The 15973-nt window shown below is 50.8% G+C and carries 14 protein-coding genes and 1 pseudogene; 3 read left to right on the top strand and 12 right to left on the bottom strand.

The genetic code is table 11. The features are described 5' to 3' along the window. Positions 1-83: 83 nt before the first annotated feature. Positions 84-992, top strand: a complete 909-nt coding sequence (locus NMD08_RS12510) for a DMT family transporter (protein WP_187259624.1) — start codon at positions 84-86, stop codon at positions 990-992. Positions 993-1028: 36 nt separating this feature from the next. On the opposite strand, the gene NMD08_RS12505 is transcribed toward NMD08_RS12510, so the two are convergent. The 3 genes from NMD08_RS12505 to tehA all read right to left on the bottom strand — a co-directional run bounded on the left by NMD08_RS12505 (position 1029) and on the right by tehA (position 3440). Then, complete coding sequence (locus NMD08_RS12505; RefSeq protein WP_151219288.1) at positions 1029-1700, bottom strand: DUF3313 domain-containing protein; 672 nt, start codon at positions 1698-1700, stop codon at positions 1029-1031. 142 nt (positions 1701-1842) lie between these two features. Further along, complete coding sequence (gene tehB / locus NMD08_RS12500) at positions 1843-2439, bottom strand: tellurite resistance methyltransferase TehB (RefSeq protein WP_252838806.1); 597 nt, start codon at positions 2437-2439, stop codon at positions 1843-1845. Beyond that, positions 2439-3440 (bottom strand): dicarboxylate transporter/tellurite-resistance protein TehA, encoded by a 1002-nt coding sequence (gene tehA, locus NMD08_RS12495; RefSeq protein ID WP_370620184.1) that lies wholly within the window; start codon positions 3438-3440, stop codon positions 2439-2441. Before tehA ends, tehB begins: the two co-directional genes overlap by 1 nt. Positions 3441-3553: 113 nt before the next feature. Here tehA and ydcK point away from each other — a divergent pair, with 113 nt between their 5' ends. Continuing rightward, complete coding sequence (gene ydcK, locus NMD08_RS12490) at positions 3554-4534, top strand: YdcK family protein (protein WP_187259621.1); 981 nt, start codon at positions 3554-3556, stop codon at positions 4532-4534. On the opposite strand, the pseudogene rimL reads toward ydcK, so the two are convergent. From rimL to NMD08_RS12465, 5 genes and pseudogenes are all read right to left on the bottom strand, one after another. Then, positions 4526-5071: pseudogene (rimL, locus tag NMD08_RS12485) on the bottom strand (50S ribosomal protein L7/L12-serine acetyltransferase). The gene ydcK and the pseudogene rimL overlap by 9 nt on opposite strands. Positions 5072-5172: 101 nt before the next feature. Next, positions 5173-5397: a YdcH family protein gene (locus NMD08_RS12480; RefSeq protein ID WP_003833168.1), complete on the bottom strand. Its 225-nt coding sequence runs from the start codon at positions 5395-5397 to the stop codon at positions 5173-5175. Between the two features lie 164 nt (positions 5398-5561). After that, a complete protein-coding gene (locus tag NMD08_RS12475) occupies positions 5562-7217 on the bottom strand; it encodes a glucan biosynthesis protein D (RefSeq protein ID WP_151225483.1) in 1656 nt (551 codons plus the stop codon). Positions 7218-7410: 193 nt separating this feature from the next. Continuing rightward, positions 7411-8754: a VOC family protein gene (locus NMD08_RS12470; protein WP_187252378.1), complete on the bottom strand. Its 1344-nt coding sequence runs from the start codon at positions 8752-8754 to the stop codon at positions 7411-7413. A 120-nt stretch (positions 8755-8874) separates the two neighbouring features. Further along, on the bottom strand, positions 8875-9777 hold the full coding sequence (locus NMD08_RS12465) for a DHHA2 domain-containing protein (RefSeq protein WP_370620183.1): 903 nt from the start codon (positions 9775-9777) through the stop codon (positions 8875-8877). Positions 9778-10008: 231 nt separating this feature from the next. Here NMD08_RS12465 and pcaQ point away from each other — a divergent pair, with 231 nt between their 5' ends. Further along, the gene (pcaQ, locus tag NMD08_RS12460; protein WP_151219294.1) at positions 10009-10932 is read left to right on the top strand and encodes a pca operon transcription factor PcaQ; all 924 of its coding nucleotides are present in this window, start codon (positions 10009-10011) and stop codon (positions 10930-10932) included. A gap of 40 nt (positions 10933-10972) precedes the next feature. Here the strand turns inward: pcaQ and NMD08_RS12455 are convergent, their stop codons facing one another. The 4 genes from NMD08_RS12455 to NMD08_RS12440 form a co-directional block, all read right to left on the bottom strand. Further along, a complete protein-coding gene (locus NMD08_RS12455) occupies positions 10973-12661 on the bottom strand; it encodes a methyl-accepting chemotaxis protein (protein ID WP_151219295.1) in 1689 nt (562 codons plus the stop codon). Between the two features lie 169 nt (positions 12662-12830). Continuing rightward, a complete protein-coding gene (locus NMD08_RS12450) occupies positions 12831-13949 on the bottom strand; it encodes an S-(hydroxymethyl)glutathione dehydrogenase/class III alcohol dehydrogenase (RefSeq protein WP_151219296.1) in 1119 nt (372 codons plus the stop codon). 32 nt (positions 13950-13981) lie between these two features. Continuing rightward, positions 13982-14257 (bottom strand): metal/formaldehyde-sensitive transcriptional repressor, encoded by a 276-nt coding sequence (locus tag NMD08_RS12445; RefSeq protein ID WP_003833178.1) that lies wholly within the window; start codon positions 14255-14257, stop codon positions 13982-13984. 445 nt (positions 14258-14702) lie between these two features. Continuing rightward, positions 14703-15971 (bottom strand): Y-family DNA polymerase, encoded by a 1269-nt coding sequence (locus tag NMD08_RS12440; RefSeq protein ID WP_370620182.1) that lies wholly within the window; start codon positions 15969-15971, stop codon positions 14703-14705. Between the last annotated feature and the right edge of the window lie 2 nt (positions 15972-15973).

The raw sequence follows: 15973 nt of genomic DNA, 5'->3' as shown, positions 1-15973 counted from the left end.
GCAAGTTCGCCGCAAGCCGATGAAAGCCCCCTGCCGCCAGCCGTGACACAGTGTGAGCCTGATTACAAAAATGAGAGAGTTGTATGAACGCACTGTTGTACTGTCTGGTCGTCGTCATTTGGGGAACAACATGGATTGCGATTTATTTGCAGCAAGGCCCTGTTTCTGCCCCAGTTTCTATCTTTTGGCGCTTTGCCGTGGCCAGCTCGGTAATGATTGTTGCCCTTCTGGTTAGCGGGAAATTACGCAAACTGTCCGGTCGCGATCATCTGTTTTGCCTGTTGCAAGGTGGATGCGTTTTTTGCTTCAACTTCTGGTGTTTTTACACAGCTGCGGCATGGATTAATACCGGCCTGGAGTCGGTAATTTTCTCAATGGCCGTTCTGTTCAATGCGGTCAATAGTTTTATCTTTTTTGGGCAAAAACCACCGCTGCGTTTCTATATTGCAGCCGGCCTGGGATTGACGGGCATTGTCACTTTGTTCTGGCAGGATTTGCTCAACAGCGGATTCAACCATTCGCTGCTGCTGGGCATTGGCTTAAGCGCCCTTGGTACTTTTGGTTTCTCATTGGGCAATATGATAAGCCTACGTCACCAGAAAAAAGGGCTGGAAGTATTAACCACCAACAGCTGGGCCATGCTGTATGGCACGCTATTGATCGCCGTTATTGCGCTGGTGCGCGGGGATAACTTCATGCCGCAGTGGACTTTCAGCTATATTAGCGCGCTGTTATATCTGGCTATTTTTGGCTCGGTGATTGCTTTCGGTGCCTATTTCACACTCGTAGGGCGTATTGGTCCCAGTAAGGCGGCATACAGTACGCTGCTTTTCCCGCTGGTCGCGCTGACGCTGTCAACATTGTATGAAGGATACATCTGGCAGGTTAACGCAATTGCTGGATTACTGCTGATTTTGCTGGGTAATCTGGTGATGTTTGCTCGCCCGGAGGCGTTAATGGGAAAACTGCTTTACCGCCGTCGGACGGCATAATAAAAAACGCACCATCCAAAGATGGTGCGCTCAGCATTACGGTTTTGTGTTGACATCAAACATGGAGGCATCTGTCGCCATGTCATCAACAACTTTCTTCAACGTTTCGAACGCCATTGGCGTACTTTCGTTGTTCAGGTCTTTACCTTCACCCTGCCGTACCACTTTAATCACTGGCTTGTTGGTAGCCGCATCGATCAACTCACCTTCAAAATAGAGGTGAGTATCCATGGTACGGTGGCCTGTCGCCATTTGTGTACCCGCTACAAGCAACGCAACCGGAACGACTTCATAGAACTGCAACCCTTCTTTGCTGGTTGCAACACCGGTAATCGCGCCACGGAAAATCAGGCTACGCGGACCGGGGGTCGTCACCAGAGGTTTACGTTTACTAATCGCGGTTTTCATCTGCGTATTGGTATAGCTCAACAGTTTATCCAGCACCTGTTGTCCAACCTGAGTCGTTGGTTTAGGAATCGGATAATAGGTTATCGGGTTATACACAATACTGTCATAGTTGGACTCATTGAAGTTGGGATCAACCCAACGCAGCACAGGTTGTCCTGTTGCCGATTTCGTTTCCTTCAGGCCAGAGTAATTTTTTAAAAAACCTGAATATTTATCCGGCTGCGTGATTTTTGACGCACAGCCTGATAACGCCAGTAAACCCGTAAGCACTGCAACTTTAAATAAAGTTTGAGCACGCATGGAATGATCCCTTAGTATTTGCAGATATGCATCTGAAATAGTAGCAAAAGGAAATCATGCTAGTTGTGCGAAAAATGGTACGCATCACACAAATTTTCTTTCTGCGTTCGACGTAAAAGCGTTGAACGCAGAGCATAAGCCATTAGCCGATTTTGCGGGCCAGCATAGTCGCAAAACGCAGCTTAATGCGATTGCCGTTTTCATCTGTACGGTGCAATTCGCCCACGTCTTCGTTATATTTCAGCAGTTCCCATCCGCGATAATAGTTGCGTAACTCCCCCGCTTTAAACGCGAACGGAAAGCCAACGGTGCACGGGAAATCATCGGTATCCATCGCCGCAACGATTAAGTTATATCCCCCCGATTTCGTGCAACGCTGCATATTTTCGATAAGTCCCGGAATGGTTTTCGCTTCGAGAAACATCAGCACTACGGTAGACAGAATAAAGTCGTATTCACCCTCAAAACTCAACGCATTAAGGTCCGCGACGCTCGCCTGCAGATTAGTCAGCCCTTCGGCTGCTTTGATACGCTCAAGGTTAGCGATACTCATGGGATTTTTATCCCATGCTGTTACGTCATAACCGTTTGCTGCCAGGTACAGGCTGTTACGACCGTTACCGCAGCCCAGATCTAATGTTTTACCTGGCTTAACAATTTTTGCCGCTTCTACAACATCGGAATGCGTACGGGTTAAATCATATTTCTCAGTAAAGTAGTTTTCGTCGCAAAGGGTCATTATTTATCCTCAGATTTCAGTAATGCAGTACGCTCTGTGCGGATGAGCAGTTTTCCCTGCATCAGCAATGCAAACGTACGTACCAGTAATAATGCAATGATAAAATTGGTAAAAATAAACAGTGGGATCGACAGCGTATGAAAAAATCCTGATTCGCTGCCTTGTCCCAGATGCAGCCCCGTTGTCGCCAGAGCCGACACGCCAAACGAGAAGCTCCAGAAAGACGCATTAAAGGGCTGAGACAGATACCACGGCATGAGGCGTAGCATAAAAAGAAGTTGCAGCAGACCATAGCCGAACAACATTTTGGCCAACGTATCCCCCTCGCCGCCGTTGACGCTAAGCCAGGCGCTGCAGGCGACCAGCGCAGGCGCCAACTGAATGCCAAGCGAAGTACGTAATACCGTTGGCAGTTCGCCGCAACTGCGTAAACGTTGCAGGATCACTGGCTCCAGGCTGAGCCAGGAAAATACCCCAGCGCCCAAAAAAACCAGCCCTGCGTCGTTGAAACCCAGCGCACCACAGGCCATTGCACTAATAAAGTTATTGGCGACAGTCGGCAGATACAGCCCCGGCGTGGTGGCTTCTTCTGGGTGCTCCCCGCGCCATAGTCCCGCGGTTTGCCACGCCGCGTACGCCAGTTGGATCACAACCCCAATGCTGAACAATCCAAGCGCCAGTGGTCGATACCACGGGACAAAACCAATCGCGACCAGCATGGTTGTGGCCGGAAACAGACTGACAAAGCTACTCATCACCGGGTGACGAACCTCTGCCAAAACGCTATGCGGAAAACGCAGTAAACGACTAATAAAGGCCAGCGTCAACAATCCCCAGATGACCATCGCAAGGATCACTAAACCGTCGCCGATCCAGTGGCTTACAGGCCACACCAGGCTGGCATAACGCCACGCAAATCCCATCCCTATGATGCCCAGTACCATGCCAAAATAACCAGCCGGAAGATTGAGGACCTGTTCACTGTGCTTGTTCTTACTCATTTTGTTTATTTTTTAAAGTATATTTGAAATGCATTTTATGGAATTTCCGCTGATTTAGCCAGTCCGGAAAACTTTGCTACGTTTAACTAAGGCGCGCAACATGGAAACGAGCTATGACCAAATATCGTCTAAGCGATGAACCTCGCTCCTTTAGTTATCAGGATAATGGCAATAAAAAAAGCGTATTACTACGCCAAATCATTGCGCTCACTGATTTTAATGATGTCCAGGCCGGTACTCCCGGCGGCTGGATTGATAATGAAAGCGTGCTGTCGCAAAACGGCGATTGCTGGATTTACGATGAAAACGCGCTCGCTTTTTCCGGCGCAATAATTACAGGAAATGCTCGTATCACGCAGGCAAGCGTGGTTAGAGATGGCGCTCAGATTGGCGATACCGCGTGGATTGACCGGGCTGAGATCAGTCATCACGCTCACATCCGTGACAATGTCATTATTCAGGATTCAGTCGTTCGCGGTGAGTGTCTTCTCTTCGGTGATGCGCGCGTGGTGTGTGGCTCTGAAATCATTGCCGCCAGGGGACTTACCCCTGAACATGACCAGATCCTGCAAATTTACGATCGCGCTTTTGTCAGCAGCTCGCGTGTAGTGCATCAGGCACAACTTTATGGTGATGCAAAAATCAACTATGCCTTTATTGAACATCGGGCAGAAGTGTTTGATTGCGCAAGGATTGAAGGTAATGCAGAGAACAATGTCTGGATCTGCGATTGCGCCAAAGTCTACGGACACGCACACGTCATTGCCGGAACCGATGAAGATGCCATTCCTACCCTACGTTATAGCTCGCAGGTGGCGGAAAACGCGGTGGTCGAGGGCAACTGCGTACTGAAGCACCATGTGCTCGTCGGCGGTCATGCGCAGTTACGCGGCGGGCCGCTCCTGCTTGACGACCACATCCTGATTGAAGGCCACGCCTGCGTGCTGGGCGAAGTGCTGATCGAGCATCACATTGAAATAAGCGACCAGGCGCATATTGAAGCATTTGATGGCGATGCCATTCATCTGCACGGCCCGAAGGTGATCAACGGCGAGCAGCGCATTACGCGTACACCGATCGCAGGCTTATTCTGAGGTGCTATCAATGATTCGGGCATAGAGATTCACATCATGGTGATCACCATTGAGGAACTCCGCCTGTTTCATACATCCTTCCAGCAAAAAGCCATTGCGCTGCGCCACTTGATTACTCTCAAGGTTATCGACGCGGCATTTAATCACGAAGCGGCGGATCTCCTGACGCTGCGCATAATGGTGAATCAATGCCTGTAGCGCCAGAGACATGATCCCTTTGCCCTGATGTTCCTCATCCAGCCAGTAGCCGATATACGCGGCTTTGTTCAGCGGTTCTATCTGGTTAAACGAGATAACCCCGACCATATTTCCTTGCGCAAAAATCAGGAACATTTTGGCGTAACCGCGCTGATGCAACATCATATTGCCTTGCACGTTCTTGCGGGTGTCTTCCTCTGACGTAACAAACTGCGGCCAGTTCAGCGACTGCTGGAGCTAGCTTTTATTTTTAAGTACAAGCTGATACAGAGGCGTGACGTGTTGTTCTTCTACGGCACGCAGTTCCAGCGTTTCATTGATGGTAATCACTTCTGACATTTTTATTCCGTTATGCTGGTTCAGCAGGCAACCCTGCTCATCAAATAAAACAGGAAGGGCTCCCTTTTGGAAGCCCTTTTACACAGCAAGTGCCGTTTTATTTAGCTCTCACTGACACTCTCTTTTTGCAATATTTTGAGCAGATCTTCCTTCAGGTGGAGTTTCTGTTTCTTAAGGCGAACAATGTCCAAACTATACCCACGACCATCCGAACCTTCCAGTCTGGAGATCTCATGATCAAGGCTGTTGTGTTTTTCGAATAAGGACAGAAAGCGAGGGTTCTCGGATTTCAGTCGGGAAATAAGGTCTCTGTATTCTGGAAACATACTTTCTCCCTGTTAGTGGACAAGAATGTGTATAAGAAATACACACCTTCAGCTTATCGGTTTAAGTCAGGGAAAAATGCGAGCAGGATCGAGTAAATAGTGTACAGCGTTTTTTAAGAAAATGACGAATATGGCTCCCCGACGGAGAGCCATAAAGATGAGGATCAACGCATCTCGCGGTCGTCAACGTACTGGCGTTTATCCGGCGCTGGCGGGAAGTACTGATACAGCCAGGTTTCGCTGATAGCGTCGCCCTGGCAACGCAGGAACATACGCATATCTACCGGATCGGTTGAGTCAGAGGTCGGATACCAGTCAAACTGGATGCGGTAGCCGTCGATAGGTTCAACGTAAAGGATCTCAATCTGTTTCGCTTCACCACTCGAAAGCGTAATTACCGGTTCAATACCTTTCGGCGCGGCGGCTTTTAAATCGCCACCGACGAAATCAACGGCAAAACGTCGTGCCCATTTTTCCGGGTAGTGCTCGCCCGGTGCCCATCCTTCCGGGAAACCGCCCATGCCTGTACGGGTCGCCATCACGCGAGCCAGCGGCGAACGCACTGGCGGCTGAGCGCTCCAGTACAGGCGATATTTGAATTCCAGCTCATCGCCAGCTTTGATCTTCCTCTCCGGCTGCCAGAAGCAAACGACGTTATCCAGCGTTTCACCGGTCGTCGGGATCTCCATCAGGCCGATAGTCCCCTTGCCCCACTGGTTACGCGGTTCGACCCACAGACTTGGACGCTTGTTGTACCAGCCCATGATGTCCTGGTAATGTGAGAAGTCGCGATCGAGCTGCAGCAAACCAAACCCTTTCGGGTTGTTATCGGTATAGGCGTTGAACTGCAGTTTTTGCGGGTTATTCAGCGGACGACAGATCCACTCGCCGTTGCCCCGCCACATCGCCAGACGATCGGAGTCATGAATTTGCGGGTGAATGGTGTCGCACATCCGACGTTCATTGTTGCCGCAGCTAAACATGCTGGTCATCGGCGCAATGCCGAGCTGCTTGATGTCTTTGCGCGCATAGATGTGGTTTTGTACATCCATGATCACCTGCGTTTTCTCACAGTGGATCACGAACTTGAATGCGCCAGTAACGCTTGGGCTATCAAGAAGCGCATACACGGTAAAGGAGGTTGCGCCCGGTTTGACCGTTTCGAACCAGAAAGCGGTAAAATCAGGGAACTCTTCTTTGCTGTCGGTGTAGGTATCTACCGCCAGACCGCGAGCCGATAATCCATACTGGTAGGTGTCATCCACGGCGCGGAAATAACTGGCGCCCAGGAAAGAAACGATGTCGCGACGGGCCAGCTCTGGCGCCTTAAATACGCGGAACCCGGCGAAGCCGAGGTCAGTTTGCCCTTCCAGTTGTTTGGTATCCACGCCCGCATCATTGTATTTAAACAGTTCCGGACGGAAGTGAATTTCACGTGCCATATGCGTACTGGCATCAACCGAGAACATGCGTACACGGCGACGGAAGCCCATTCCCACGTGGAAGAATTGCGCATCAAGCTGACGATTTTCAACATTGTTCCACAGAGACTGCTCTGCGTCATATTGAATGCTGTTGTAGGCCTGCGGCGTCAGTTTCGCCAGCGTGTCAGGTAACGCGCGCGGTGCGCCACCCCATGGCTTCTGTGCTAAGTCATGAGCCATCGATTGCAGAACGGAAAAATCAAAACGAACGGTTTTTCCGTCTGCAATGTCAGACTCTGCCGCAAAGGCGGCGCGGGAAAAGAGTGATGCAATACCACTGGTTCCGCACACGGCGGCCACTGCCATTGAACCTTTAATAAATCGTCTGCGATTCATGCCTGAAAGTGAATCCTTCTGGTCGTGTAAATGGTCCCGCGCCGGTCATAATCAGCGGCAAGAGAGTGCACATTTCTGACCGCTCACTCTAGACAAAATTCATTAATAATCCAATTGTTGGTCGCCGATTATCTGTACAAAATCGAAAATATTTTATGTCGATGGGAACAGGCCGAATCCCATGTAAATTCCGTTAAAGTAAACCACAGCGACGTTTACTTCGATCTTGCGCCTCCTGATACAGCGCAAACTCATCATACACCGCGCAACCCAGCGCCTGTTCAAACGCGTCGCGGCTGGAATTTCCATGGCTGCGAGCCTGCGTTTCATTCCCCAGATTTGACTGGAAAATTCCTGCGGCACTTACCGGTAAAAAATCTTCGTAGGTGATGGGTTGCGCAACCAACCAGCCTCGCTCAATGAGCGGCTGCGGGTCGTCATCCGGACGGATTGCCTGTCGATGCGCCTCGCCCGACGGTGTCAGGCGATAACGGAACCAGGCGAGCCCTTGCTGGCGCAGCAAAAACTCGCTGTCCGGGAATGCTTTGAACACTTCCTGAAGATGCAACTGATGCGTCAGGTTGTCTTTTCCCGTTCCCGCCTTATTCAGCAGTTCGTCATACAGCGCTCTGCCTTTCGGCGTCAGGGCCACGCCGCGCTGTTCGATCTCACCGAAACGCGCCGTGTGGGTGCCGCGCATCTCCCCGGCAAACCACACCGGTTCTTCAAGCGCTTTAAAACTGGTCTGACGCAATAAAATGGGCACCTCGCGACGCGGTGGCCCTTCAATCAGTATTTTGGGTTCAATACCGCATTCGGGCATCATCGACTGCACCCGGTCGATATCCAATGTACGCGGCGTCAGATGGTTGATATGACAACCAGGGAAGCACACCACATCGGCAATCAGTCGGTGCTCGTCATGTAATGCGTGGTAGGTTCCTTCATCAACCGTGGCATGCTGATGCCAGCGGAAGGTTTCCAACGCCTCATGCACAAACTCATGCGCCTGCGCCTGCGTAAAACTGCCCTGCGCATCATATTCATTCAGCAGTTCGTGACAACGACGGGTGAATATGTCGCGTTTCGCGAGGATCTCCGCGGCCTTTTGCCTCAACGCGACGTTTTCGATTAATTCGAGGCGTAATAACGAGGTAAATACCCGAAACGGATTGCGCGAAAGCGACGCATCGTCGATGGGCCGAAAAGCCGTGGAATGCACGGGAACACCGGCCTGGGAGAGATCGTAATAACTCACCGGATACATACCCATAATCGCAAACATCCGGCGCAGCGTAGAAAGTTCCTGCGCAGTGCCTACCCGAATAGCGCCGTGGCGCTCAACGTTTAGCCGCGCCAGCTCATCCGCATTAGCCAGTTTTTCATGCAACGTCGGATTATTTTCCAGTACCGCCAGATTCACATCAGCGACAAGTTCCAGCAACGTGCCATATTGCGGGACTTCCTGCTGGTACATTGCTGACATTGCCTGCGAAAATTGTTCCCGAATCTCATCTGCCGTGATGGTGTTCGCCATAATGTCATGCCTCCAGTGAATATTACCTGGAGTGTAGAGAACACCGCAGACTCCGGTGGGAAGAATTTACAAAGTGTGACCTCGCGTAAATTTCCCACCCTTACTGACGATGAACAGAACCTACTGACGTGGTTTTAAATGCGTTTCCAGCCACGGCAGCATCTGTTTTTTACGGCTGAGCATACCTTCAACTTTACAGGGCTGCGGGATGTCTGAGAGTTCACAACCAGCAAACCACAGGCTGGTGTCGCCCAGATTAATGTCGGTGAGCATCAGAACAACCAGTGCGGCATTCTTTTCCTCTGCATAACGCACCATTTCATGACGTAAATCGTCCAGCACCGCATCCACCTGTTGCAGCGAATACAGCTCAAGCTGTGCCACACAAACCGAATGCCCATGGATGGTGAAGGATTTGATGTCTTTCTGCAGAAGTTCGTGGGCGCTCATGCCTTCCACGCTGGTTTTGGCAGATAGCAGACCGCGACTGAAAACGTCAAGGTCCACTCCAGTTTTTAGGGTTAATGCCTCAACTGCCAGGCGGTCATCTGGGGTCGTGGTCGGGGAACGAAGCGTGACAGTGTCACTCAACGCGGCACCCAGCAATAAAACGGCCTCGGCGGCAGACAACTGGCTGCGCTCAGCTTCCGTCATCAGTTGCCATAACAGCGTCGCGCTACTACCGACGGGTTTCACCCACACTTCAGGCGGCAGACGGGTCATTAATCCCCCGAGTCGGTGATGATCGATAATGCCCACGACGTTACTTTCTGCCAGCGATTCCGGCCCCTGAGCAGGCTCCGTGAAATCGACCAGCCAGACATCAAGATCGGTCAGCGGAAACGTCAGCCGCCCAGGTATTTCCAGCCCTGCATGCTCAAAGATAAATTGCGTTTCGCGATTCGGTTCGCCCAGACGCCATGCCGTCGCCTGCTGACCGCGTAAAGTAAGCCAACGCGCCGTCATTGCGGCAGTACAAATGGCATCGCTATCGGGATTAAGGTGCCCTATTACGTGTATCATCAATCAGTGCCTTGTGAAGAGAAGGGTTCAAAAGCCAACAATAACGAAAGTATATCGACTGGATACATTCCCTTCCATGATCCTATCCCCCTGTACATGCTGTACAAAACATAAGCAAAATAAATTAGTTGTAAGTAAAATACGATAAATGTTAATAATATTTTGCTATCAAGTTATCAAAAACAAACAACTTCACTTGTCATCGATACGGCTCTGTTTTTAACATCGCTTATGGAAAAAAATGTTCTGTTCAATCAGCGCATTCGCTTGCGCCACCTTCATACTTTTGTCGCCGTTGCACAACAGGGAACGTTGGGGCGCGCGGCTGAGACCCTTAACCTGAGCCAACCGGCCCTCTCCAAAACGCTGAATGAACTGGAGCAACTGACCGGTACCCGGCTCTTTGAGCGTGGCCGTCTTGGCGCGCAGTTAACGCTGCCCGGAGAACAGTTTCTTACCCACGCGGTAAGAGTGCTGGATGCGCTTAACACCGCCGGACAAGCATTAAACCAGCGCGAAGAGTCGCAGACTGATGTCGTACGAATTGGCGCCTTACCCACCGCGGCGCTGGGCATTCTGCCGGCGGTAATTGGCCCATTCCATAAACAGCAAATGGAAACCACGCTGCAGGTTGCCACCATGAGTAATCCGATGATCCTGGCAGGTTTAAAGTCCGGAGAAATTGATCTCGGCATTGGTCGTATGGCCGATCCGGAATTGATGGTCGGTCTGAACTACGAATTATTATTTCTGGAATCACTCAAACTGGTCGTGCGTCCTAACCATCCATTGTTGCAAGAAACCATCACGCTGAGCCGGGTAATGGAGTGGCCAGTGGTGGTTTCGCCGAAAGGAACCGCACCTCGCCAGCACGCAGAGACATTGTTGCAAAGTCAGGGCTGTAAAATGCCGTCGGGTTGTATTGAAACGCTGTCAGCATCGCTCTCCCGCCAACTGACGGTTGATTACGACTATGTGTGGTTTGTCCCATCAGGCGCGGTTAGAGAAGATCTGCGCCAGGCGACACTGGTGTCATTACCAATTCCCACTCACGGTGCGGCTGAACCCATCGGTATTCTTACTCGTGTCGATGTGCAACTCTCTCAGGCCGCGCAGATCCTTATCGCCGCAATACGCAAAACCGTGCCGTTTTGATGCCAAAAATAAAGGGACCATCTGGTCCCTTTATTGATGCTTAAAACGTTTCCCAGTTATCGCCGTTGGCCGTTGCCGCCTGCGGACGTGAATGACCCGGCGTAGGCGCCACCTGAGCGCGTTTAATTGCGCTTGTCCCGGTTAAACGGAATGTGCCGACGGCTTCCGTTAAGCGTGCTGCCTGTTCTTCAAGAGATGCTGCAGCGGCGGATGCTTCTTCAACCAGCGAGGCATTTTGCTGCGTGACCTTGTCCATCTCTGAAATAGCCTGACTCACCTGGACGATGCCCCGGCTTTGTTCATCGGAGGCCGCTGCAATTTCCAGCATAATGTCGGTCACGCGTTTTACCGCATCGACAATATCCGTCATCGTATTGCCTGCTGCGACCACTTCTCCGGACCCCTGGTCAATCAGCCGGACTGACTCGCTAATCAACCCTTCAATCTCTTTTGCCGCCTGGGCGCTGCGGCTTGCCAACGTTCGCACCTCACTGGCTACGACGGCAAACCCTCGCCCCTGCTCTCCTGCCCGCGCCGCTTCTACCGCTGCGTTCAGCGCCAGGATATTAGTCTGGAAGGCAATGCTGTTAATAACGGCGGTAATTTCAGAAATTTTCTTCGAACTCGTTGAGATATTACCCATGGTTTTAACCACGCCAGAAACCATCTGCCCGCCCCGGCTGGCCTTGCCGGAAGCATCTTCCGCCAACTTGCTCGCATGATGCGCGTTGTCGGCATTTTGCTTCACCGTAGCCGTCAACTCTTCCATGCTGGCTGCGGTTTGCTCAATCGCCGCGGCCTGTTGCTCGGTACGGGAAGACAAATCGGTGTTCCCTGCCGAAATCTCACTGGTACCGCGATAAATTTCTTCCGCGCCCTGACGAACCGTGCCCACTGTCTTCGCCAGCGACCGTTGCATAGTTTGCAGATGGCGGCTCAGGCGGCCAATTTCGCTGCGCCCGGTCGGTTCCTCCTGCATCGTCAGATCCCCTACTGAAATTTGCTCAATGCGCTGTGCCGCGCGCAACAGAGGATGAATGACGGTACGGCGCAGAACGATGAACGTCATCACGGTCAGCGCTAGTGCAAGAACGAATGCGCCCAGCATAAAGGCCATGCCAAGCTGTGTACGTTGGTGTGCCTGTTCGCTTAACTGATTCGCCCTGGCGGTACGAATGTCGATCGCTTTTAACAACACCTTATTGTAAGCAGAGTCCAGCGGTCTGGCCTGTTCATTTTCATGGTTGATGATCGCTTCGAACATGCCGTTTTTAGCGTACTTCAGCATAGGTTGTAAGCCGTCGATATAGGCTTTGAAACTGGCACTCAGTTCAGCGTCTAACGCTTCACCGGCAGTGGTTTTCACTGCACGCGCCATATAGGTATTGAAACCGTCCTGCGATTGCTTAATACGTTTTTCTGCCTCGGCAATATTGGCCTTCATGTCATCCATTTCAGCAATACGGCTCGCCGCACCAGCATGGATCATGTTGATACGCGCGGTGCGTAAGTGGTTAGAGCTGTTAGATAACCCCATCCGAACCTGAATCTCATCGGTTACATCGCGCTGATCGCGATCGGCCTGCATAAGAAAATAACTTGCCAGCCCCGAACTTAAGGCGAACAACAGAAGGATGCCACCGAGAATGGAGGAAAACAGCGGAACCAGCCGGATTTGATGCAGAAAGCCCAGTTTATACTGGGCTTGCATCGATGTAGTGTTGTCCATGACCGTCGACTCTCTTGTAGGGTTTATGCGTGAAAACACGCCCGTTAGATAGTCATCGGCAATCCGGGAGGTTTACTTACCGTGAAAAGCGCCGGATTCGTCACACTTTCACAACATAATTCTAAAAAATTCAGGAAAGTGCCAGCGGTCAAATCCGCTGGCCCATGAATCAGTTATCACCAAAATGGATAACGGTACGGATGGATTTACCCTGATGCATTAAATCGAACGCTTCGTTAATCTGCTCCAGCGGTAAACGATGGGTAATAAAGGGATCCAACTGAATTTTCCCACTCATCGCTTCTTCGACCATGCCAGGAAGCTGAGTGCGCCCCTTCACGCCGCCAAACGCGGAACCGCGCCACACGCGCCCGGTCACTAACTGGAATGGACGTGTTTTGATCTCCTGACCAGCACCCGCCACGCCAATAATGATGCTTTCGCCCCACCCTTTATGACAGCACTCCAGTGCTGCACGCATCACGTTAACGTTGCCGATGCACTCAAAGCTAAAGTCCACGCCACCGTCGGTAAGTTCGACAATCACGTCCTGAATCGGTTTATCGTAATCGTTCGGGTTGATGAAATCGGTCGCCCCCATTTCACCCGCCAGTTTGAATTTCTCCGGATTGGTATCAACGGCCAGAATACGCCCGGCTTTTGCCTGCACCGCGCCCTGAATCACTGCCAGGCCAATACCGCCCAGACCAAATACGGCTACGGTATCGCCTTCCTTCACTTTCGCGGTGTTATGGACCGCTCCGATACCGGTGGTCACGCCACACCCCAGCAGACACACTTTATCCAGCGGAGCCTGCGGGTTAACCTTCGCCAGCGAGATCTCTGCGCAAACGGTGTATTCGCTGAAGGTACTGGTGCCCATATAGTGATAAATCGGCTCGCCATTATACGAGAAGCGCGTTGTGCCATCCGGCATCAGACCTTTGCCCTGTGTCGCCCGCACGGCCTGACACAAGTTAGTTTTACCCGATTTACAGAACTTGCACTCGCCACATTCTGCGGTGTACAGCGGGATCACATGATCGCCCGGTTTCAGGCTGGTGACGCCTTCCCCCACTTCAACCACAATGCCGCCGCCTTCATGACCCAGTACCGCCGGGAACACACCTTCCGGATCGTCACCTGAGAGCGTAAAAGCGTCAGTATGGCACACGCCGGTGTGGGTAATTTTAACCAGCACTTCACCTTTCTTTGGCGGTGCAACGTCGATTTCGACAATTTTTAACGGTTGGCCGGGGCCAAATGCAACTGCTGCACGTGATTTCATTTGTCTCTTCCCATTATTGCAAGGTGATGGTGTTATTTTAGATAAGCACGCAGAAGATGGCCGATCTCAGCCATGCGCACAGCTCGTTGGTCTGGCGTTGTCTCCCCACTGACCAGTTCATCTTTCAGGTGAATCTCAACCATTTCGCCCATCAGGCCATTGGATGCACCGCGTACGGCGGCAATTTGTTGCAGGATCGCCAGACACGGTTCGCCAGATTCCAGCGCGCGCTCAAGTGCATCAACCTGACCGCGAATACGGCGTACACGGGTGAGAATGCGTTTTTTATCTTCAGGTGAATGCGGCATACGCCCTCCAAATCCTATACCCCCCTATAGTATCACTGTTTTTAATCTATTTGTAACAAATTAGGTTTATTTACTATTCACCAATGAAGACAATCCCGTTTTGCAGGATTGATGAGCATGTTGAATGGTCGGCACGAAGATAATTGTTCTGTAATACTAACTATAATTATATGGATATAACACGTAAAATGGATTCATTATCCAATAACTAGAATAATTATGAATTTTTATCATTATTTTATAATATACGCCGTGGGATTTGTCGTCATGTTCACGCTGTTAATCCGCGGGGACAAAATACATGACCTCGAATTTGATTTAATCGATACGCTCAGAACATCTTTATTGTGGCCATTTTATGTAGTAGCAATGATCTGCATTATTATTTACTCATTTTTTATACGGAAAATACTATATGAGTAATATAGAGAAATGTGCAATGCTACTACCTAACCCGCAACAAATCGCTGTATCTCGTGGTATAACGCGGTGAAAGCATGTCTCGCTTCATCGCCCACGGTTGCTGTATCCCTTGCCCGGCAAAGTAGAGCGTTCCTTTCCCTTTTTTAGCATTAAGCGTATCCAGTACATCCATCAGTTTATCGCTGTTACGCCGTGGGCAGTTGTCGTCAAAAAGATTCAGCTGCGCAACGCCAGAGCTAAAAAAATCCCCCAACATAACGCCCGCTTTTTGGTAACGCAGCCCCGCTCGCCAGATGGCATCCAGGCTGCGCGTTGCCGCTGCAATAATATCCCGACTATCCTGAGTTGGCGTCAGCAGTTTTATCGACGCGCTGTTTCCGTAATAAGGTTCATTCAGAACAAACGGACTGGTTTTGATAAACGTAGAGATAAACCGGCAATACTGGTGCTCTCTGCGCAGCTTTTCCGCAGCGCGTGAAGCATAGGTGCAAATTGCCTCTCTCATCGCGTTGTAATCCGTGAGTTTTTCACCAAACGATCTTGAGCAGATAATTTCCTGCTTATCCGGCGCAAACTCTTCCAGCGCCAGACAAGGTTCACCGCGCAATTCCCGAACGGTTCGCTCAAGTACGACATTGAAATGTTTACGAATGAAGCGAATGTCGGTATTCGCCAGATCGAGAACCGTTTTAATGCCCATGGCATCCAGTTTCTTGCTGATACGGCGCCCGACACCCCAGACTTCATCAACCGGAAGTGCGGCCATTAGTTTACGCTGACGTTCAATATTTGAGAGATCCACGACTCCGCCGGTTTGCTCCTGCCACTTTTTGGCTGCATGATTCGCCAGTTTGGCCAGCGTTTTGGTCTGGGCGATGCCAACCCCAACCGTGAGACGTGTTTTCTGTAAAATGGTAGCTCTGATTTCCCGACCAAAATTCGTAAGATCCCGGCAGTTTCGCACCCCCGTTAAATCGCAAAAGGCTTCATCAATACTGTACATCTCCACACGCGGCGACAACTCCTCCAGAATCGACATCACCCTGCTGCTCATATCCGCATACAATTCGTAGTTCGAACTAAAACAGAACACGCCATAACGCCTGAACAGATCTTTCTGTTTGAAATACGGTGCGCCCATATTAACGCCAAGCGCTTTTGCTTCCGCACTACTGGCAATGACACAGCCATCATTATTTGAAAGAACGACAACGGGTTTGCCTTTCAGATCGGGCCGGAATGCCGACTCACAGCTGGCATAAAATGAATTAACATCCACCAGAGCAAACATAA

The organism is Citrobacter meridianamericanus, assembly GCF_041320245.1.
Taxonomy (GTDB): Bacteria; Pseudomonadota; Gammaproteobacteria; order Enterobacterales; family Enterobacteriaceae; genus Citrobacter; species Citrobacter meridianamericanus.
Note: the sequence above shows the minus strand (reverse complement) of the source record. Positions and strands in the feature narration are given on the sequence as shown.